Here is a 19,276-nt window from a genome sequence, read left to right as displayed (position 1 = left end):
GGCGGCGTCGGTGTGAAGGCGGGGAGGGCGAAACCAGAGCCGTATGGTGGCCACGGTGACGGTGTCTTGGAAGACGTAGGAACCGTTTGTCGTACCTCGTAGCGAGGGTTCGCCAGCTCTTGAGTATTCATGGTCCGCTCCGCTTTTGCGCGGGTGGCTCAAGGCCGAGAACGCCCAGTTTCGGCGGGCGAACGAAACCCTCAAGGCGCCCCCGGCTAGTGGGTGGCTCCGTCCCCGGACGGCGTGCAACAGGCGGGACAAGCCTCCCAGGTCCGGACTGGCCTCGTCAGCAGATTTTGATCAGCCGTAAGGCTCCGTCCCACGGGAGGCGCTGCGTACTACGGGTAGCCGTGACGCGCCAGATTGCCGATGCCGAACTGACGTAGGACAGTGACGCTCATTTGACGCTCCGGGCGCCCGGCGGCCCTCATGCGAGACCCCAAAGCACCTCTGACCTGCTGCTTTCTTACCTGCGTCCAGGCCGACATCTTTTCGATGACTTCGCACGTTGAGTGCGTGGCGATTCTGGAGCCTACTGACAAGGGTGCCTGACCTGCGGTTTTGTGGTCCAGGTGGGTCGCTCGACCTGTTTCCCTCCATGCAGCGGGTCGAGCGGACGGATCGATCCTCGCAGGCTGGCTGACCTGCGCATTCATGGGGGAGACGCCCGCATAGGCGGCGCCTTCAGGTTCGCGTTCGGAGCTTCTTGACGCTCGGATGACGCTTGCCTCGGAACCCTGGACCAGTCGCATTGCTCTGGTCACTGGGGCGATCACGGGGCGATCTCGGTACCTCTGACCATGCTGGGCAGGTTCAGTTCCCTGGCTTTGCGGGCCGTTGCTGACTGGCTTGGAGCTGTGCCGGGGTGGCACCGTGATGGTCTGGCTGCTTTTGTTCGTTGCTCTTGGGAAGCGTGCCGTGACAGCATTCGGTAGGTGTTCGATAACGGGGATGATGTTGCGGAGCCGCCTGCCCAGCGTTCGAAGATCGCCGACTTGGTCAACTGGCCTGCTCCCGAGGCGCCACTCGCACCGTATGAGGCGCAGGTGCCGGGCCCTGTCGCGCCACCAGATGATCATCTGATGGCGGCGGCTCGACATGAGTTCGCCGTGTTGCTGGGTGAGTTCCGGCGTACGGCGGTGTTGGTGCCGCTGGATGAGACCGGTGCTCTGTGGTCGGCGGAGCAGAACGGTGTGCGCTGGATCTGTGCGTTCTCGGATGGGGAGGCGCTGGCCCGGTTCGCGCTGGCTCGCGGGGGCGCCGGGCGGGAGTGGACGTATCGGACCGTTCTGGGTGCGCGGTTGCTGGATGTGATGGTGCCGTTGCTGCCGGGTCCGGCCGGAGTGGCGCTGGACGCGGGCAGTACGGATGGCGGGATGTTGTTCCCGCCGGTGGCGGGCATCGTGCCGGACGTGGTCGCGGTGGATCTCGGGGGGACGCAGTGAGCGGGGAGAACGCAGATCTGCAGGTGCCGCCGGAGGCGTTGGCGGAGATCGCGAAGGGCATCGACCTGGCGCATGCGGAGCTGAAGGAACTCGGGTTCATCGGCCAGGCGTCGACGGGCCGGGGTTTCTCTGATCTTGCTCTGTCGGGACTGGAGTTGGGGCATGGCGGGCTGACGTCGGAGTTCGAGACGTTCTGCGACCGCTGGGAGTGGGGTGTGCGGGCCCTGACGCAGAAGGGGAACGGCTTCGCTCTCGGCGTGGGCCTGTCGGCGGGTTCGTATGCGGAGCAGGAGCAATACGTCAAGGACTCGATCAAGATCGGTGTGAACTCTCTGAACGGGAATCCGCATGCGTCCGAGGACGAGGTCAAGGCGATGAGCTGGGACACGGTCAGCACCCAGTCCGCGTACGACAACCCGGACTACAGCCGCGAGTCGTGGGATGCGGCTCACGCCGAGGTCAAGCAGACCTGGAAGGACACCGCCTACGACGTGGAGGACGCCGCCCTCGACTCGATGGAGCGCAACGGGCTGATGGACCCGGAGGTACGGGACGCGGCGGACGAGCGGATGAGAGATCAGCTCGATCCGTCGCAGGAGACGATCGATCAGGCTGAGCAGCCGCGGTGGGGGGAGAGTCGCTGATGGGGGACTTGGGGAAGTTTGTCGGTGACCTGTACGACGGTGCCGGCGATGTGGTCGACAAGGGCAAGGAGATCCTCGGTACCGGGATCGACAAGGGCACCGATGTGCTCGGCTCGGGCCTGGAGAAGGTCGGTGCCGATGAGTGGGCGGACAAGGTCGAGGACTGGGGCGATGAGACCGCCTCCTCCTTGGGCGCGGAGGTCGGGGAGCAGCAGCTCGGCCAGACCGAGGAAGCCGACGAGCTGATCCATGGGCGGCCGGAGAAGATCAGTGCGGCGGTGAAGAACCTCCGGGATTTTCAGAAGGCGTTCGATCTCGTCGGTGGCGGGATGAAGAAGCTCGACTCCGGTCACTGGAAGGGCGAGGCCGCCGACGCGTTCCGGGCCAAGTTCCAGACGTTGCCGACCGACTGGTTGCGGGCGGCGGATGCGTTCGAGGACGCGGCCAAGGCGCTGGAGACGTTCGCCGGGGTGGTGACCAGCGCGCAGGCCAAGGCCGGTGAGGCGATTGCCCTGTACAAGGAGGGCAAGCAGGACTACGAGACCGCGGCGGCCGCGTTCAAGGAGAAGGCGGAGGCGTACAACGCGGTCCGCAACACCGACCATCCGCTTCCGCATCCGGGGACGTTCTCCGACCCGGGCGCGGCCAAGCGCCGGCACGCGCAGGAGATCCTCCAGCGGGCCCGGCGGGCGCGTGACGACGCAGGCGAGGCCGCGAAGGGTGCGATCACGGCCGCGATGGCGCACGCTCCGAAGGAACCGACCGGGATGGACCGGGCAAAGCAGGAGCTGTTCGACTACGGGGTCGGCCAGGGTATGGAGCTGGCGCACTTCGGCGGTGGTGTCATCAAGGGCACCGCGGGGCTGGTGAACTTCGTCCGGTCGGTCAACCCGCAGGATCCGTACAACCTGACGCACCCGGCCGAGTACTACAAGGGCGTCAACATGACGCTCGCCGGCCTCACCTCCACCGTCGCCAACCCCGACCGCGCGCTGAAGAACGCCTGGGACGCGGCCAAGGGAGACCCCTCCGAATTCCTCGGCCGACTCGTGCCCGAACTCATCGGTACCAAGGGCGGGGGCCTGATCAAGGGCGGCCTACGGGCCGGGATGAAAGACCTCGCCGAACGCCCCAAGAGTCCCAACCGCCGAGGACACGAAGACAATCCTGACTCCCACGGGCAGCAGTGCAGCAAGGTCAAGTGCGCCGGGGATCCCATCGACGTCGCGACCGGGCGCATGCTGCTCCCGCAGACCGACATCGTGCTGCCCGGGTCTTTGCCCCTGGTCTTCGAGCGTGTCTTCGACTCCTCGCACCGGGCCGGCCGCTGGTTCGGCACCGGCTGGTCCAGCACCGTCGACCAGCGGCTGGAGATCGACGCGGAAGGCGTGGTCTTCAGCTGCAACGAGGGAAGCCTGCTCGCCTACCCGCACCCCGCACCCGGTGTTCCCGTCATGCCCACGCACGGCCGGCGCTGGCCCCTGGACCGGGTGGCCGACGGCTACACCGTCACCGACCCGGAAACCGGCCAGGTCCGGCACTTCGTCGACCAGCCCACGGGAGAACTGGCGCTCCTGGCCCAGATCGACGACCGCAACGGCCGCTGGATCGCCTTCGAGCACGACGAGGCAGGTGCCCCGACCTCGATCGTGCACCACGGCGGCTACCACCTGAAACTCACCACCGCCGAAGGCAGGGTCACCACCCTGCACCTGGCGGGCGCCGGCCCCGACGGCACCGACCAGGAAATCCTCCGCTACGGCTACACCGACGGCCACCTCACCACGGTCACCAACTCATCGGGCAAGCCCATGCGCTTCGACTGCGACGAACTGGGCCGCATCACCGCCTGGACCGACACCAACGGCAGCCGGTACGAATACGTCTACGACGAACACGACCGCTGCATCTACCAGGCCGGCACGAACGGCCACCTCGAAGCCCGCTTCACCTGGGACGGCACAGACCCTGAGACCGGTCTGCGCATGACGTCCATGACTGACGGCATGGGCCACACCACCCAGTATGTGATCAACGACCGCGCCCAGGTCGTCGCCGAGATCGACCCTCTGGGTGCGGTCACCCGCTTCGAGCACGACCGCTACGACCGACTGCTGTCCGTCACGGACCCGCTCGGCCACGTCATCCAGGCCACATACGACGAGCACGGCCGTCTCATATCGGTGGTCCGACCGGACGGGCGAGAAACGACCGCCGAATACAACGCCCTCGGGCTACCGGTGCGCGTCAAGGGTGCGGACGGGACGATCACCCGACAAACGTATGACGAGCGCGGAAACCGCACTTCGGTAACCGATTCCGCCGGCTTGACCAGTCGCTTCGCGTACGACGAGGCCGGAAACCTGACACTCGTGACCAAGCCGCTCGGCCACACCATCCGCGTGGTCTGCGACCGGATCGGCCTGCCCTCGGCGGTCGCCGATCCGCTGGGCGCGGTGACCCGCTACGAACGCGATGCCTCCGGCTGTCCCACCACCATCACCGACCCGACCGGTGCCACGATCCACCTGGAATGGACCGTGGAAGGCCGGCTGTCCCGCCGTACAGCGCCGGACGGCGCGAGCGAGTCGTGGACGTATGACGGTGAGGGTAACTGCACCAGCCATACCAATCCCACGGGTGCGGTCCGCCAATTCGAGTACACCCACTTCGATCTGCTCGCTGCCCGCACCGACGCGGACGGGGTTCGCCACGAGTTCGAGCACGACACCGCACTGCGGCTGACTAAGGTTATCAATGCGCAGGGTCTGACATGGAGTTATAGGTATGACGCGGCCGGACGCCTGTCATCCGAGACCGACTTCGACAACCGCTCTCTGACCTACACCCGCGACGCCATGGGCAGGCTGGTTTCTCGCACCAACGCCCTGGGCCAGATGGTGCGGCTCGAGCGGAACGAACTGGGCCAGGTAGTCCGTAAGGACGCGGCTGGTGAGGTCACCACCTACGCCTACGACCTGACCGACCAAGTAGCGCAGGCCACCGGACCAAGCGGCAACACACTCACGGTGCTGCGGGATCGATTCGGCCGAGTGCGCGAGGAGGCGATCGACGGCCGCGTCATGGCCTACTGGTACGACGAGCTGGGGCGTCGTACGGGCCGTAGGACACCGTCCGGCGCATCAACGACCTGGTCATACGACGCAGCCGGACGCCGCACCGGCATGCTGGCCTCTGGCTGGGCCATAGACTTCGCCTACGACGAGGCCGGCCGCGAGGTGACCCGCCACATCGGTGAGACGCTGACTCTGGAGCACACCTTCGACACCCTGGGCCGCCTGACCACCCAGGCGATGGCAAGGGTGGACGGCAGCCTGGTTCAACAGCGCGCGTACACCTACCGCGCTGACGGTCATCTCCTCAGCACCCTCGACCATCTCTCAGGCTCCCGCCGCTTCGACCTCGACGCGATCGGCCGGGTGACGGCGGTCCACGCAGCCAACTGGACTGAGACCTACGCCTACGATGAGGCCAACAACCAAATCCAGGCAACCTGGCCGCCGGACCACCCCGGCCAGGAGGCAGTAGGCGCTCGCACCTACGTTGGAACCCGAATCACCCGTGCGGGCGATGTCCGCTACGAACACGACAACCTCGGCCGCATCACCCTCAGGCAGAAGACCCGACTGTCCCGCAAACCGGACACCTGGCGCTATGAGTGGGACGCCGAGGACCGCCTCACCTCGGTCGTCACCCCAGAGGGCACCCGCTGGCGTTACACCTACGACCCACTGGGGCGTCGCACCGCGAAACTCCGCCTGGCGGAAGAAGGGGAAACCGTCGTCGAACGGGTGGTGTTCACCTGGGACGAAACGGCCTTGTGTGAGCAAACCACCACGTCCACCGAGCTGCCCCACCCGGTCACTCTTACATGGGACCACCAGGGCCTGCAGCCCCTGGCTCAGAGAGAGCGCATCGCCGCCGCCGATGCCCCGCAGGAAGAGATCGACTCGCGCTTCTTCGCCATCGTCACGGATCTGACGGGCACACCCAGCGAACTCGTCGACGGTGAGGGCCGGATCGCGTGGCGCACACGGAGCACGCTCTGGGGCATGACCACCTGGGCCGCGAACAGCACCACCTACACGCCGCTACGCTTCCCAGGGCAGTACTACGACCCCGAAACGGGCTTGCATTACAACTACTTCCGTCACTACGACCCCGCGACAGCCCGGTACCTGACCTCGGACCCGCTCGGCCTGGAGCCCTCACCCAATCCCGTCGCATATGTGCTCAACCCGCATGCATGGGTCGATCCGCTCGGTCTCGCTCCCTGCCCCCCTCGTATCAAGGACGGCGGCTGGGACCTGAGGAATCACAACCCACTTGATATCGTTCCTGGTGACGCCGAAATGCGAGTACTCACACCGGACGCCAACGGTGGTGCGCAAAAGGGAGTCGAGTACAAGTGGAAAGACCCTGAGACGGGAAACACAGCTCGGCTCCGAGTTCATGACAAGGACGGGACCGCCCCGGCGGGCTCGAATGCGGCGAATGGAGACGTCTATCGGGTAGTGATCGGTGGCAAATACCAGGACGAAGCAGGGGTTTTGTACCATCGGCAAGTCCACAACCCGAATAGTCCGCATTACGATCCGGATGCGGCCAACGGTACGCATATCCCCTGGCCGAGTCAGTATCCACTTCCATATTGAGCAAGTAGGTTGAGCACATGGAACCCTGTGAATTCATCGACGTGGCGCGCAAGGTCTTGGACACGGAATCGGCGGTGCGTGAACGCGCGGCCGACGAAGTTACCGATCACTTGAGTTCCTATTCGCCCGCTCAGGCTTCGTCGTTGGCTACGCTGCTGGCGGCGGCTGCGGCCTCCGAGAAGGAAAACTCGACCCTGGAGGCCGAGCTCCACGCCATCCTCGAATTGATGTCAACCGGCCATGTCGGCGTTGACCATGTAGCACAGTTGCGGGATATCCGACTCGGGGAGGCGACACCTGAACTCCGCGAGTACATTAACGACTTGCTTGAAAGCTGAGTAGGGCCCCGGGGGACGAGCTGGTCAGCGGGACTGGGTGGTGTGGTCGGGCTACTGCTGTGTCCGAGGCGAGGGAATGTGGGATCCATGGCCCGGTGAGAAGAAGCGTTTGAGTAGGTCACCGGCCGTTGGCGGGAGGTGGCCATGGGTCGCATCCCGGGCCGGTTTGCCCGGGTCGATCCCCAGCTTGCGGGCCGGGCGGTTGGTACCGGAATGTTGTCGGACCTGCCGCGAAGGAATTGCTGGACGATCACGGAGTGGCCGGAGAGAAGACCCGCACGGCATGCAGCATCTGTTGTGCCGGACATCCTGGGACGCCGATGCGGTGCGCGATGAGGTGCGCGAATACGTCGTCGAGTATCGGCCGGATCGAGACTCCGAGGTCGCCGGCTACCTCGTCTACGCCAGCGCCCGCGGGCACGCGGCGGTGGGCCGGGAGTTCGCGTTCCGCACTCCTGGGCTCCCGACCCGCGCGCTGCCAGGCGGTCGGGCTGGGCGTATAAGGAGCCTCACCGATCCCGCGCGCCATCTGACATCGCCTATGCTGCTACCGGCCCCGCCCCGCCGTCCCTGGCCACCTGCAGGCTGATCAATTCCTGCCTGGACCTGATCCACCGATCCACTGCTCGAAGGGGTGCAGGATCGTGGGCCTGTCGCCCCGGCCCAGCTCCGGGAGGCCCATCAGGCCCTGTGTGCCCAGCGCGAGGACCGGCGCCGCGTCGATGCCCTGCTCTCGCTCATCCTGTGATGCCAGAACCATGTTGGACCTGCCGACGGTTGTCTGCAGTCAGGCGCGACGGAGGCCGACGAGGAGGCTGTGGTCGCTGTCCGCCCGGTCGGCCCGATGGGACGCTGATGGGTCTGGTCGTGACGCTCGTTTGACGCTCTAGAGTGTTCGCCAGGCTGATCAAGGTTGCCGAAACCAGCGTTGACCTGTGCTTATGTCGGCACTCGCCTTGCTGACGTGTTCCCGATGACGCACCATGTGGAGTGCGTTGCCATCCTTGAACCGGTCGCAAAGGCCGTCTGACCTGCGGGTTTGAGTGGTGTGCGTTATGCGTACTGTGGGCGTTACGGGCGATATCTTGACGCTGAAACGACGCCCTCCGAGGCATCTTGGCGCTCGTTCTGATGGAGCATCAGGCGACCCATTGGGCAAGTCAGGTCCTCTCGGGGTGGCGTATATCGATGGGGCGCCGAGGGAGTGCGACGCTCTGCGCGGAGCTGCCGGCTCCCGATGGTCAGTTGTCCCGGAAGAGACCAGCCGGTGCGGTGACCTGCGACGATGTGAGGGATGCGGTCGCTGACCTGGGAGAATGGTCTTTCAGCTGTTTCATGCTCGTGCCGGATGATGAAGCCGAAAGTCCCAGAAAAGTCCCAGTGGGTCACGGTGCCCGAGCCGGGCGTCGTGCTCGTCGGCGGCGGTCCGGGACAGGCGGACCAGATGTCCGACGGCCCCCTGCGTGCCTGGCTGCCGAGCGTCGACCGGCCGTCCACGTGGATGACGTCCGTGTGCACGGGCTCCCTGATCCTCGCCGCCGCCGGGCTCCTCACCGGCCGCCGGGCGACGAGCCACCGGGGTGCCCTGGAGCAGCTCACCGAGTTCGGCGTGACGCCGGTGAACGAGCGCGTCGTTGTCGACGGTCACCACGCGACCGGGGCGGGCGTCTCGGCGGGGATCGACTGGCCCTGACCCTGGCCGGCCTGATCGCGGGAGACGACGTGGCCCGGGCCGTGCAACTCCTCATCGAGTACGCGCCCCGGCCGCTGCCTCTTCGGTGCTCGGGATGCGGGGCGAGTGGATGTCGTAGACGCCGGGGCCGGCCTCGCGCGGGTACCCGTGTTCGGCCAGCTCACGTGCGACCTGCATGTGCGAGCGGGCGGCCTCCAGGCTGATGACATCGCGTCGAGGTCGTCGATGGCCTGGACGATGTCGCCGAACTCGGCGTAGCACATGTGGGTGTGGATCTGGGTGTCCGGTCGCACGCCGCCGGTGGTGAGGCGGAAGGACTCGGTGGCCCAGGCAAGGTAGGCGGCGTGGTCCGCGCCGCGGAGGGGAAGAGTCTCGCGGCGGGCCGGTTCATCGACCTGGATGACCGAAGTGCCTGCGTTCTTCAGATCGTTCACTTCGTCGCGCAGGGCGAGGGCGACCTGGCGGGCCGTGTCGCCGAGCGGCTGGTCGTCACGGACGAAGGACCAGGCGAGCATCGTAACCGGCCCGGTGAGCATGCCCTTGACGGGACGTTCGGTCAGCGACTGCGCGTACGTCGTCCAGCGCACCGTCATCGGTTCGGGGCGTGAGATGTCCCCGGCCAGGACGGGCGGCCGGACGTAGCGGGTGCCGTAGGACTGGACCCAGCCGTGCTGCGTGGCGAGGTAGCCGGTGAGCTGCTCGGCGAAGTACTGCACCATGTCGTTGCGTTCGGGCTCACCGTGCACCAGGACGTCGAGGCCGACCTTCTCCTGGAAGGAGATCACCTCGCGGATCTCGTCCTTGATCCGCTCCTCGTAGCCGTCGGTTTCGATCCGTCCGGCTCGCAGGTCCGCCTGAGCGGTGCGCAGCTCGGTGGTCTTGGGGAACGAACCGATCGTGGTCATCGGCAGCAGGGGCAGACCGAGGTGTGCGCGCTGAGCGGCGGTCGGTCCGCTCCGCGTACGACTGTGTACGCCGTCCGTCCGCGTCGGTGATCGCCACGGTACGGGACCGGACGGCGGGGTCCTTGGTCAGTGCGGAGCCCGAACGGGGCGCCAAGTCAGCCTTGTTGGCGGCGAGCTCGGCTGCGATGGCGGCGGCCAGCCCGCGGGCCAGGACCGCGATCTCCGTGATCTTCTGCCTGGCGAAGGCGAGCCAGCGGGCGATCTGCGGATCGATGTCCTGCTCGGCGGCGGCGTCCAGCGGGACATGCAGCAGGGAACAGGAGGCGGAGACGTCGACGCGGTCGGCGAGCCCGAGGAGGGTGCCGAGCGTGGCGAGGGACTTCTCGTAGTCGTTGATCCAGATGTTGCGGCCGTTGACGACGCCCGCCACCAGGCGCTTGCCAGGCAGGCCGCCAACGGCGGCGAGTTCCTGAAGGGTGCCGGCGCCGGACTCGGTGAAGTCCAGTGCCAGCCCTTCGGCGGGGCTGACCGGGGACGGGCAGGCGTCGAGGGCCTGTTCGAGGGCGCGCAGGCCGGCGGTGTGAGCTCGGGCGGCGAAGAACGCCTCAGTGCGCACGTACGCGGCGGTCGCCTGCGTGATGGGGTCCTCGGTTCTGTCCGCGGCCCACCGCATCAGCTCGATCAGTCGGGCCGAGAGATCACGTGCACCGAACTTGAACGCCACGGCGTCCGCTGAGCGGGTCGTGGTGGCGAGCAGGCGCGCGGCGCGCAGCCGGTCGGTGCTGGTGCTGTGGTGAAACGCGGTGAGCGCCGCGGTGAGGAGGTGCGGCGCCTGCTCGGCGATGCGGGCGTACTGCGCGGCGAGCCGCCATTGCACGAGCCGGCCGAGTCCTCGCCGAGCTCGTCGAGGGGGCGGGCGGCGTCGTCGGTGGGGACGTCGTATGCGGCGATCGCTGCGGAGATTCCGGGCAGGGCGGCGTGTACGCGGCTGTCGGTGCGGGTGCTGCCGACGACGATGTGACTCGGGTCGACGGCGAGCGCCGCGGCGATCGAGTCGAGGGTGTCGTCGGACGGTGAGCGGGCACCGCGCTCGATGCCCTTGATGGTGGCGAGGGAGACATAGGCGGCGCGGGCGAGGTCGGCCTGCGTCATCCGGCGTGCTCGACGGATGGTGGCGATGCGCTGCCCCACCCCGCGCATGGTGGTGGGCATGTGAGCACCGTACAAAGGATCCGCGCTTCGGACACGCAGTGTCGCGACTCGAGGTCTACTGGGTGAGCAGGGTCGGCAGGTCGGTCAGGGCGGCGATCCGCCAGTCGGCGTTTTCGAGGACATCGGGGCTGTCGGCCCACAGATGCCCCCACGGCCCGCGCCGAAGGTGCGCCGTGCGGAGTCCGGTCGCCGAGGCAGGGCCTACGTCGTTGGCAGGGTGGTCGCCGACGTAGACCGTCTCCTCGGGTGCCGCCTGCCCTGCCTCGACTGCCCGGCGAAAGAACGCAGGATCGGGTTTGGCCACGCCCCACTCACCAGAAGTCCCGATCACGTCGGCCGGAAGGTCGAGAGCGCGCAGCAACTGGCCCGCGCGGGCGGTCTGGTTCCCGGCGATGACGACGCGCAGCCCGCAGCTGCGGAGCTCCGCGAGGGCGGGGCGCACGTCCGGGTAGAGATCGCTCTCGTCGAGGTGCTCGCCGCGGCCGGCCGCCTCGCGTGCCGCGTACTCGGCGGCGACATCGATGCCGGGTCGCAGGAGTCGTAGCGCGTCGGCGTTGTCGCGGCCTTGGGCGACAACTGCGCCGACGAGCGCGGACACGGTGTGTCGGGGGACATCGAGCCAGTCGGCCCAGGACGCCCAGTAACGGTCATCGCGGGTGAGGGTTTCACCGACGTCGAAGATCACTGCTCGAATCATGCCGAAAAGGGTATCGGGGCATGACGAAAGCGCCCCTGCCCGGCCACGTGACCAGACAGGGGCGCAGCATCATTCGATCGAGTACCGGACGAGCTCGGCCGGCACCTCCTCGGACGGCAACTAGCTGCGCACAGCCGACGGTGCGCCCGTCGGATGATCCGCATCGCCAGACGCAGCAGCCGTTCCAGCGTCGACACCCGCTCGCGCCTTTCCTCGACGAGCGCCGTCGTGATCAACGGCTCACCTCCGCTCGAGCGCAGGTGAACCGACGCACCGGCGGGCGGACGGGCAGACCGTGAGATCGGCGTCGACGCGATGGGCTCGGTCCACACCGAGCACGCCACCAGCGCCCGCGAGGTTGTCTACCGCCTCGTCAACGAGTTGTGCGCACAGTCCGGGATCGGCTCGTATGGCCTGGACGCCGACAGTCAGCTCGGCAACTACGAGGCGGACGTCCCCGCCCAACCAGCCACCTACGAGCCCGAGCCGTTCGGCCGCGCGGACACTCTCTCGGCCACCCACGACAGCGGCTACCAGGTCCTCGCCAGCACCGTGCCCGGACTGCCCGCCTTCAACGTGGACGGCCTGCCTGTCCGGTCCCCGAACGAGACCAGGGATAGGGCGCGCGCAGAGGTCATCAACAGCGGCCTGGACTGACCGATGGTGAACGTCCTGGTCCGCCTCACCGTGATCAGCAAGGGCGGGAGCAGCGTCGGGACCAGCGGGCTGGACCTTGCGATCGCCTGCTCGGTCCTCGCGGCAGTCGGCCAGCTCCCCGCCGACTGCCGCGCCGGGGCGGCGAGCTCGGTCTCGACGGTGCGGTGCGCGTCCCGTACGACCTGACGACCACGGTCAGCAGGATCGCGGCCGACGGTGCGACGACCGTCCTCGTCCCCAGCCGCGCCCTGGAGGATGCGGCCACCGCGGGCGTCCGCGTGGTCGGAGTCGCCTCCCTGGACGAGGCCCTGGCGGTCCTGACCGGGCACTGGCACCACCCGTACGGCTGCGCCCACTGCACCCCCGACGGTGACGCCGAGCCCCACCAGCCCCGCACCGTGACCCCCGATGGCCTGTGCCCGGTCCGCCTGGAGAAGGCCCTGTTCTGACCAGCGGGCGCCGGGCGGGCCCCGCACTGGCCCGCCCGGCGCCTCCCCTCCACCACCACCCGTAATGCAACGGAAGGGCAGTACCACCACGACCGCCAACGCTGATCAGATCCAGTTCACCGGGTACAACAAGGGGCGTTTCGCCGAGCACCTGCCCTTCGGCCGGACCGCCAGCCTCTTCGCCGTCCCCGGCAGCTTCCCGGAGGACACCCCCGCGCACACCAACGTCACCGACATGGAGATGGCGGTCTACCGCAAGCACGGCGAGTGGGAAGCCCGCGACGTCAACGGCGACCGCAACGTCTGGGGCGTCGGCCCCACCCGCCGGGAAGCGGCAGGCCTGTCCTTCCACGCGATCGCACGCAAGCGCCGCTACCGCGCGGCCGACATGGCCAACATGCGACACGCGTGCGGCCTGGAGACCGTCCCGCCGTACGCGGTCGAGGTCACCGACAGCGTCACCCTCGTCCTCTTCTCCCAGGCCATCGCCCACCTGGTGCGGATCGAGGCGACCGACTTCGGGCACCCGGCCAACTACCACGTGACCGACCCCCGGCGCGGCGGTGCCTACGTCATCCCCGCCGGTGCAGGGGGCGAGCTCCGGACCCTGAAGGTCGGCGTCCTCTACATCCGGTGCGCCCACGACGTCGACGTGGACTACTTCGAGCACGAGACCGAAGCCCTGGACCACGTCCGCGAGGAGATGGCCGTCTGGGAGGTCTGCCCGCAGTCCCCGGGCGCCCCGGCCGACGGTGACCAGGGCGACGACGGCCAGGGCGACGACTTGGTAGAGGGCGCCCTCGACTCCATGCGCGCGGACCGGATCGGCGAAGCGGAACGCGCCCGCTGCGCATCCCTCACGGCCACGGCAACGGCCGCCTACGCCGCCCACGTCGTCCGCAAGTCCATGCCCGCCGCGGCAGCCCTCACCATCGACGTCACCAACGGCAACCTGCGCGCGGTCCTCGACGCCGAGCGCCGCACCCTCTGGTACGCCCCCGCCAGCCCGACCGGCCTCCCCGAAGACGCCGTCGAAGACATCGAGGACGCCATGCGTGACGCCTTGTCATTCGGCGCGGACGAGACGGCCCTTGAGCAGGCCGGGTGGACGAACCCTGGTGCGTACGACGACACGTACGACCTGACCCTCCCCGAACCCCAGCAGTAGCCGCCAAGCACCGAGTGGGGCCGCGACCGATACCCGGTCGCGGCCCCACTCGCAGTTCTAAGCCTTCACTCGCCTCGCGCTCACTGCCCCCCCAAGAGCGCTGAACGAGGAGGCCACAGAGCCGGTCAAGCCCCTTCACGGCTGACGCCCCACTTCTCTCCCCCCGAAGGGAGGCGGTTACGAGAGGCCCTGGACCGCCTTGACGAGAAGGATGATCACGCCCGCCAGCGCGATGAGTAGCGTCAGCGTGGCCGCGAACGCCTTGGCGCCCCGGCGGCAACGATCCGACCAGTGAGGGGCGGCCGGGTCGGGGAGGGCGGCGGCGACGCCACCGACTATGACCGCGAGAAGCAATCCGATACCGCAGAGCAAAGCCACGAGGGCCCAACTGATCATGAGGTGCCTATCTCGACGGGGCCGGTCGCCTCACGCGACTCGGCCGCTCAACCGCTGGGCCTCATGTCTATCTCTACCTAGGAGGCTGTGTCTAGCTCTACCTAGCCTTGGCTTATCTCTACCCAGCTAGGTGGCATAAGAAGTAGGGTAGATGCATGGGTGAACCGAGAATGACGATGGCGACTCGGGCGGTGTTGTACGCGCTGCTCAAGCACCCGGCCGAGGAGCACTACGGACTACAGATCGCTGACGCCGCAGACCTGCCGGGTGGAACGATCTACCCCATCCTGATCCGCTTGGAGCAGTGCGGGTGGCTCGAAAGTCGATGGGAGGAGATCGACATCTCTGTGGAGGGGCGACCGAAGCGCCGGTACTACCGACTCAGCGAGAAGGGCGCCCAGGCCGCGCCCTTGGCCCTCGCGAAGGCTGACGGCCGTAAGCGTCGCCGCTCCCTCGTGCTGCGCCCCGGCGGAGGGGAAGCGTGAACGTCTCCATGGTTATGACGCTGCTCACGGCGTTGACTAGCCTGAGCGCTCTCTGGTTCGCCTTCATGGCTCGACGGACATACGCGGAGGCTTTCCGGTCGATGCGCGCGACCTCCACGGAGAACCTGAGGCTGCCTCCCGACTCTCACGTCGTCGTCTATAAGGAGGACGGCTCGGTGGAGGCTGTGCTCGATGCCGATGGGAAGCCGCTCAAAATCAAATGGACGGCGACGGAGGCCAGTGCAGTGCCCAAGGGTCCTCGGCCGCCAATCCTCAACATCACCGAGCCGCTCGCGAAGTGGCTTGATAAGCGGAGGATGGCCAAGGGGGGAGGGCGGTCTGCCGCTTCGGACCCGGCGCTCCGTGTCGCTGAACGGAATCTCGCCCTCGCGGTCATCTTCCTGCCGGCGGGGCAGCGAGACCGCTACCGCGAGGAGTGGGCCGCCGAGATATACGCCTTGGACAGGCAGGAGGCCGCCGCCTTCGCTTTCCGAGTGTTGCTCCGGGCCCCCAGGGCGGGCCTCGCGCTCCTGCTCAGCAGGGTATTCGGCCGCTCGAAGGCGTGAGGCCGGGAAGTGGCACGAGCGCATCGGCCGATGGTGTCGGTGAGTGAGTGTAGTGTTACGAATTGCGATCAGCTGTTTCATCGCGTCGTGCAGTTGACCGCACGCGCCAGTAGTGCAAACGCAGCACACCCGCCTTCCGGGTGGGAGGTCCTGGTTCAAATCCAGGCTGGCGCTCAACCCGAAGCCCCCGGCCGGCACCCGCCCGGCCGGGGGCTTCGCCGTATCGCCCTGGCCTGCGCGGATGTCCCAGGGAGGGGCCCGCCGGGTCGGCTACCATCGCCGCCCATCTCGGCAGGTCCCCCAAGGAGCGGCTCATGTTCCACGGCTCGATTCCCGCGCCTCTCCGGTCGATCATCTACGAGCACGCGGGCACCTGGCCCGAGTCCGACATCTACGTCGGCTGCTCCGGGAACATGACGATCAAGCGGGTGCTGCACGAGAAGTTCGGCAGCTCCCGGCCGGTCCACGGCAACGACATCCAGGCATACAGCTGAGCGCTGGGCTGGTACCTCGCAAGTGACCCACTGGAGTTCACCCTGCGCGAGGACCACGAAGAGGAACTGGGCTGGCTCCACCCGTATCGGGAGGACCGGGCGGACCTGATGGCCACGCTGATGCTCGGAACGCGGTTCCTCCAGTACATCGGGAAGGACGGCGTGTACTACCGGCGGACGCTCGCCGCGACCCAAGAGCAGTGGCCGAGGATGCACGAGAAGACCGCCACGAAGCTGCGCGGCCTGGAGACCCGCCTCGGGAGCTTCTTCGCCGGCGACGTCCGTGACTACCTCGACCAGGTTCCGTCCGAGGCTCCCCTCGTGATGTTCCCGCCGTTCTACTCCGGGGACTACACCAGCCAGTTCGCACCGCTGGACGCCGCTTTCAACTGGCCTGATCCGACGTTCGGCGAGCTCGACGAGGCGGGCAAGTAACGGATCATCGAGCAGGTCCAGGACCGGCCCAATTGGGTGCTGGGCCTGCACATGGAGCGCCCCGAGCTGCCCAACCGGCTCGCCGGCGTCGTCCAGACCGCGAACCGCGACCTACCGATCTACGTGCACGCGGCGGCCGGGCCCCGGCGCATCGTGCGCCCCCGGCAGCCCACCGAGGCCATCCCGATGCCGAAGATCGGAAAGGACGACGCCCTCGGCGACCGGATGAGCCTGCACAACCTGACGGGCGGCCAGTTCGCCGCGATCCGATCCCAGTTCATGAGCAAGACGATCAAGCCGGGCAGCCCGCTCATCGCCTGTGGTGTCGCGGTCGACGGGCGCCTGATCGGCGCGTTCGCGTACCTCCCGCTGAAGTTCGACCCGAACACCGCCTACCTCATGAGCGACTTCCCGGTCTCGTGGACGAAGTACCGGCGCCTGGCCAAGCTGATCGTGATGGCCGCCTCCACGAAGGAAGCGCAGCTCCTCATCCAACGATCGCTGTCGAAGCGGATCACCGGCTGGACGACCACCGCGTTCACCGACCGGCCCAGCAGCGAGAAGTACGGCTGCGGCATCCCCGGCATGAAGCTCCAGAAGCGCACCGAGACCACCCCGAAGGACCAGGGCGACGGGATCCACCGCTACCAGCTCCAGTACGGCGGCCCACTCGGCTCCTACGACCTTGCCGGAGCCCTCGACCTGTGGAAGACCAAGCACGGTAAGGACATGCGATGACCGACACCCCCCTGTTCCGGCCCCGCCTCGTACGCCGAGACCCCCGCCAGCTCACCAGGCTGGAGGTCAACGCCCGCTTCATGCGGCAGGAGGAGTACGACCGGCTGGTGGAGAACGTCCGCCGCGACGGGTGCCTCACCTCGACCCCGCTGATCTACGCGGGCGGCGAGTACGACGAGGGCCGCGAACTCGTCCTCTCCGGGAACCACCGCACCATGGCGTCCATCGACGCGGGCCTGGGCGAGATCGACTGCATGCTGATCGAGGAGGCGTTGACCCGGCAGCAGCTCGTCGCGATCCAGCTGTTGCACAACGCCATCGCGGGCGAGGACGACCCAGCGACCATCAAGCAGCTCTACGAGGAGCTGGACGACGTCGACTGGCGGGCCTACTCCGGCCTGGACGACGACCAGCTCAAGCTCCTCGCCGAAGTCAGCCCCGAAGGGCTCTCCGAGGCGAACCTGGACTTCGCGACCGTGAGCCTGATCTTCCTGCCCGCCGAGCTGGAAGCCGCTCGCACCGCGTTCGAGGAGGCACGCCTCGGCCAGAACGAGAGCTGGGCCGACCAGGGCTTCAAGAACCAGGTCGTTCTGCACGGCGCCGGCCTGGGCATCAATGTCGAGATCGTCGAACGCGACCCACAGGTCAAGGGGTTCGTGCCGCAGCCGAAGCGATGGAGAGTCGAGCAGACCTACGGCATCCTGATACTGCACCGGCGCCTGGTCCGCGACTACGAGCACCGGTCCTCCTCCTCCGCCTCCCGCGTCTACTGGGTGATGACCCACGTCATGACCCGACGCCTCACCGGCGTGAACGCCCCCACCAGGCGCGCGATGCAGACGGTGGCAGCGTGAACCTCCAGCCCCTGCTCGAAGCCCTGGACCTCCAGAAAGACGCCGCCCTGGCCCTGGCCGACGAGCTCCGCGCACAGATCGACGACCTGCAGACCCGGCTGCGGGAGGCCGAGACGCACCTGGAGCACCTCGCGATCACCCGCAAGACCGTGACCGGTCTCGCCGACCGGCTCCCCGCATCCTCGCCGGAGCTGCCCGAACACCCGGACTACCCCCGCATCCTCGACGCCTTCAATCAGACGACCGGACCGCTACGGGCCAAGAACGTCTGCGAAGCCCTCGGCCACGAACTGCTGCCGAAGAACATCGAAGGCACCCGCGCCAAGCTGAAACGCCTGGTCAAACTCGGCCTCCTCACCGAGGCCGACACCGGCAACTTCGCGAGAAAGTCGTAGCTGGACACCTACGTCCAGCAATCGCCGGCCACAATCTGGCGTGCGTACTGGTCCTCCGGGCCGATGTCCGCAACTACCTTCTGAGCTTCTTGCACCCGACCCGTCTCGCACATCAGTCGAACAAGGATATACAGGGCGCCACAGTCGCCGTCTTCGGCGCGGTCACGCAGCGCCGCTTCCATACCCCGCTCTCGAAGCGATCTGTTGAGTCTTCGACGTGCGTGGCTATCCGTGAGGGCGCGCTCCGTAAGTTCTGGAACCCGTTCCGCTCGGGCCAGCAGATCCATGTGCCACAGATGGTTGTCGTGTATGTCCGGATCGTGGGAGAAGCATTCGGCGTGGGCGCTTACCAGCGCGATCGCCTCGTCCCAATCTTGAAGCTGTTCCGCCGCCCAAGCTCGCTTCAACCAGTCCACAACACGAGTATCGCCTGCGGCCCCACCGGACAGCGCCTTTCGAAGTAGCCGCTGATGAGCGCCCTTCAAGACAAGACACGGTCAAATGCTCACGAACCATCCTCTAACAGCATGCCCGAGGGATTTGGCTGGGCCTCGCGGAGCGGGTCGACAGCGTTCGCCCGTATCCGGGACTTGGCGAGCTGCGGCGAATGGTCGCGCGGAGCGCGTACGCGCAACTGCGGCACAATCCGCTGCTGCTCGTGGGGACGGCCGCGGGTCTCGTGTTCGTCTATCTGGCTCCACCGGTGGCCCTGGTAGTCGGCGTCCGGAGCGGGAACACGGTGACGGCGTGGCTGGTGCTGCCGCGTGGGCGGTGATGGCGGGTACGTACAGGCCGATGCTCCGCTACTACCGTCAGCCGCTGTGGCTCGTTCCACTGCTGCCGTTCACCGCGTTCCTATATCTCCTGAGGACGGTGGACTCGGTGGTGCCGCACAGGGCGCTGCGTGGAAGGGGCCAATGTAGGCGAGCCCGGAGGTGGCGCCGGACCGGCGAATGGCATGACTTCCGATCGACGCCCGGGCGATACGCTGGAGAGCCGGACAACCAGCCCCTCGCGTTGGAGACTTAG

The 19,276-nt window shown here is 67.5% G+C and carries 18 protein-coding genes, 1 tRNA gene and 5 pseudogenes; 18 read left to right on the top strand and 6 right to left on the bottom strand.

Annotated features, from left to right (window positions below):
• The first annotated feature begins 935 nt into the window (after positions 1-935).
• The 5 genes and pseudogenes from P8A20_RS37430 to P8A20_RS37410 form a co-directional block, all read left to right on the top strand.
• Positions 936-1,445, top strand: coding sequence for an SseB family protein (locus tag P8A20_RS37430; protein WP_306105296.1), 510 nt, complete (start codon positions 936-938; stop codon positions 1,443-1,445).
• Positions 1,442-2,089 carry a hypothetical protein gene (locus tag P8A20_RS37425; RefSeq protein ID WP_306105295.1) on the top strand — a complete coding sequence of 216 codons (648 nt, stop codon included), beginning with the start codon at positions 1,442-1,444 and terminating at the stop codon, positions 2,087-2,089. The genes P8A20_RS37430 and P8A20_RS37425 overlap by 4 nt, the downstream gene beginning before the upstream one ends.
• Positions 2,089-6,765, top strand: a complete 4,677-nt coding sequence (locus tag P8A20_RS37420) for a putative T7SS-secreted protein (RefSeq protein WP_306105294.1) — start codon at positions 2,089-2,091, stop codon at positions 6,763-6,765. Before P8A20_RS37425 ends, P8A20_RS37420 begins: the two co-directional genes overlap by 1 nt.
• 17 nt (positions 6,766-6,782) lie before the next feature.
• Entirely contained in the window at positions 6,783-7,103 is a 321-nt protein-coding gene (locus tag P8A20_RS37415) for a hypothetical protein (protein ID WP_306105293.1), read from the top strand.
• Positions 7,104-7,247: 144 nt separating this feature from the next.
• Positions 7,248-7,600, top strand: a pseudogene (locus tag P8A20_RS37410) (IS701 family transposase); the annotation flags it as partial.
• Positions 7,601-7,692: 92 nt separating this feature from the next.
• Here the strand turns inward: P8A20_RS37410 and P8A20_RS37405 are convergent.
• A complete protein-coding gene (locus tag P8A20_RS37405) occupies positions 7,693-7,863 on the bottom strand; it encodes a hypothetical protein (RefSeq protein WP_306105476.1) in 171 nt (56 codons plus the stop codon).
• 630 nt (positions 7,864-8,493) lie between these two features.
• On the opposite strand from P8A20_RS37405, the pseudogene P8A20_RS37400 reads away from it, so the two are divergent.
• A pseudogene (locus P8A20_RS37400) lies at positions 8,494-8,870 on the top strand (DJ-1/PfpI family protein); the annotation flags it as partial.
• Here the strand turns inward: P8A20_RS37400 and metE are convergent.
• The 3 genes and pseudogenes from metE to P8A20_RS37385 all read right to left on the bottom strand — a co-directional run.
• Positions 8,854-10,227: pseudogene (gene metE / locus P8A20_RS37395) on the bottom strand (5-methyltetrahydropteroyltriglutamate--homocysteine S-methyltransferase); the annotation flags it as partial. The pseudogenes P8A20_RS37400 and metE sit on opposite strands and share 17 nt — an antisense overlap.
• 155 nt (positions 10,228-10,382) lie before the next feature.
• Positions 10,383-10,913 carry a helix-turn-helix domain-containing protein gene (locus tag P8A20_RS37390; protein WP_306105292.1) on the bottom strand — a complete coding sequence of 177 codons (531 nt, stop codon included), beginning with the start codon at positions 10,911-10,913 and terminating at the stop codon, positions 10,383-10,385.
• A 55-nt stretch (positions 10,914-10,968) separates the two neighbouring features.
• Positions 10,969-11,610 (bottom strand): HAD family hydrolase, encoded by a 642-nt coding sequence (locus tag P8A20_RS37385; protein ID WP_306105291.1) that lies wholly within the window; start codon positions 11,608-11,610, stop codon positions 10,969-10,971.
• A gap of 315 nt (positions 11,611-11,925) precedes the next feature.
• Between P8A20_RS37385 and P8A20_RS37380 the strand changes: the two genes are divergently transcribed.
• The 4 genes from P8A20_RS37380 (at position 11,926) to P8A20_RS37365 (ending at position 13,884) form a co-directional block, all read left to right on the top strand.
• Positions 11,926-12,267, top strand: a complete 342-nt coding sequence (locus P8A20_RS37380; protein WP_306105290.1) for a hypothetical protein — start codon at positions 11,926-11,928, stop codon at positions 12,265-12,267.
• 3 nt (positions 12,268-12,270) lie between these two features.
• Complete coding sequence (locus P8A20_RS37375) at positions 12,271-12,453, top strand: hypothetical protein (protein ID WP_306105289.1); 183 nt, start codon at positions 12,271-12,273, stop codon at positions 12,451-12,453.
• A complete protein-coding gene (locus tag P8A20_RS37370) occupies positions 12,432-12,716 on the top strand; it encodes a hypothetical protein (RefSeq protein ID WP_306105288.1) in 285 nt (94 codons plus the stop codon). The genes P8A20_RS37375 and P8A20_RS37370 overlap by 22 nt, the downstream gene beginning before the upstream one ends.
• A 64-nt stretch (positions 12,717-12,780) precedes the next feature.
• Complete coding sequence (locus P8A20_RS37365) at positions 12,781-13,884, top strand: hypothetical protein (RefSeq protein WP_306105287.1); 1,104 nt, start codon at positions 12,781-12,783, stop codon at positions 13,882-13,884.
• 177 nt (positions 13,885-14,061) lie between these two features.
• On the opposite strand, the gene P8A20_RS37360 is transcribed toward P8A20_RS37365, so the two are convergent.
• Positions 14,062-14,280, bottom strand: a complete 219-nt coding sequence (locus P8A20_RS37360; RefSeq protein WP_306105286.1) for a hypothetical protein — start codon at positions 14,278-14,280, stop codon at positions 14,062-14,064.
• Positions 14,281-14,435: 155 nt separating this feature from the next.
• Here P8A20_RS37360 and P8A20_RS37355 point away from each other — a divergent pair, with 155 nt between their 5' ends.
• The 7 genes and pseudogenes from P8A20_RS37355 (at position 14,436) to P8A20_RS37320 (ending at position 18,247) form a co-directional block, all read left to right on the top strand.
• Positions 14,436-14,765, top strand: coding sequence for a PadR family transcriptional regulator (locus P8A20_RS37355; protein WP_327436616.1), 330 nt, complete (start codon positions 14,436-14,438; stop codon positions 14,763-14,765).
• Positions 14,762-15,331: a hypothetical protein gene (locus P8A20_RS37350; protein ID WP_306105285.1), complete on the top strand. Its 570-nt coding sequence runs from the start codon at positions 14,762-14,764 to the stop codon at positions 15,329-15,331. Before P8A20_RS37355 ends, P8A20_RS37350 begins: the two co-directional genes overlap by 4 nt.
• Positions 15,332-15,434: 103 nt before the next feature.
• Positions 15,435-15,505 (top strand) — tRNA-Gly (locus P8A20_RS37345).
• A 140-nt stretch (positions 15,506-15,645) separates the two neighbouring features.
• Positions 15,646-16,446, top strand: a pseudogene (locus P8A20_RS38865) (putative antirestriction adenine methyltransferase); the annotation flags it as partial.
• On the top strand, positions 16,447-16,998 hold the full coding sequence (locus P8A20_RS37330; protein WP_371934450.1) for a GNAT-like putative antirestriction protein: 552 nt from the start codon (positions 16,447-16,449) through the stop codon (positions 16,996-16,998).
• Positions 16,995-17,852, top strand: a complete 858-nt coding sequence (locus P8A20_RS37325) for a ParB N-terminal domain-containing protein (protein ID WP_306105281.1) — start codon at positions 16,995-16,997, stop codon at positions 17,850-17,852. Before P8A20_RS37330 ends, P8A20_RS37325 begins: the two co-directional genes overlap by 4 nt.
• Positions 17,849-18,247, top strand: coding sequence for a hypothetical protein (locus P8A20_RS37320; protein WP_306105280.1), 399 nt, complete (start codon positions 17,849-17,851; stop codon positions 18,245-18,247). The genes P8A20_RS37325 and P8A20_RS37320 overlap by 4 nt, the downstream gene beginning before the upstream one ends.
• Before the next feature lie 8 nt (positions 18,248-18,255).
• On the opposite strand, the gene P8A20_RS37315 is transcribed toward P8A20_RS37320, so the two are convergent.
• Positions 18,256-18,663 carry a hypothetical protein gene (locus tag P8A20_RS37315; protein WP_306105279.1) on the bottom strand — a complete coding sequence of 136 codons (408 nt, stop codon included), beginning with the start codon at positions 18,661-18,663 and terminating at the stop codon, positions 18,256-18,258.
• Between the two features lie 122 nt (positions 18,664-18,785).
• Between P8A20_RS37315 and P8A20_RS37310 the strand changes: the two are divergent.
• Positions 18,786-19,276 (top strand): annotated as a pseudogene (locus tag P8A20_RS37310) (hypothetical protein); the annotation flags it as partial.

Source organism: Streptomyces sp. Alt3 (assembly GCF_030719215.1).
Classification (GTDB): domain Bacteria; phylum Actinomycetota; class Actinomycetes; order Streptomycetales; family Streptomycetaceae; genus Streptomyces; species Streptomyces glycanivorans.
This window is presented reverse-complemented; position numbering and strand designations above follow the sequence as displayed.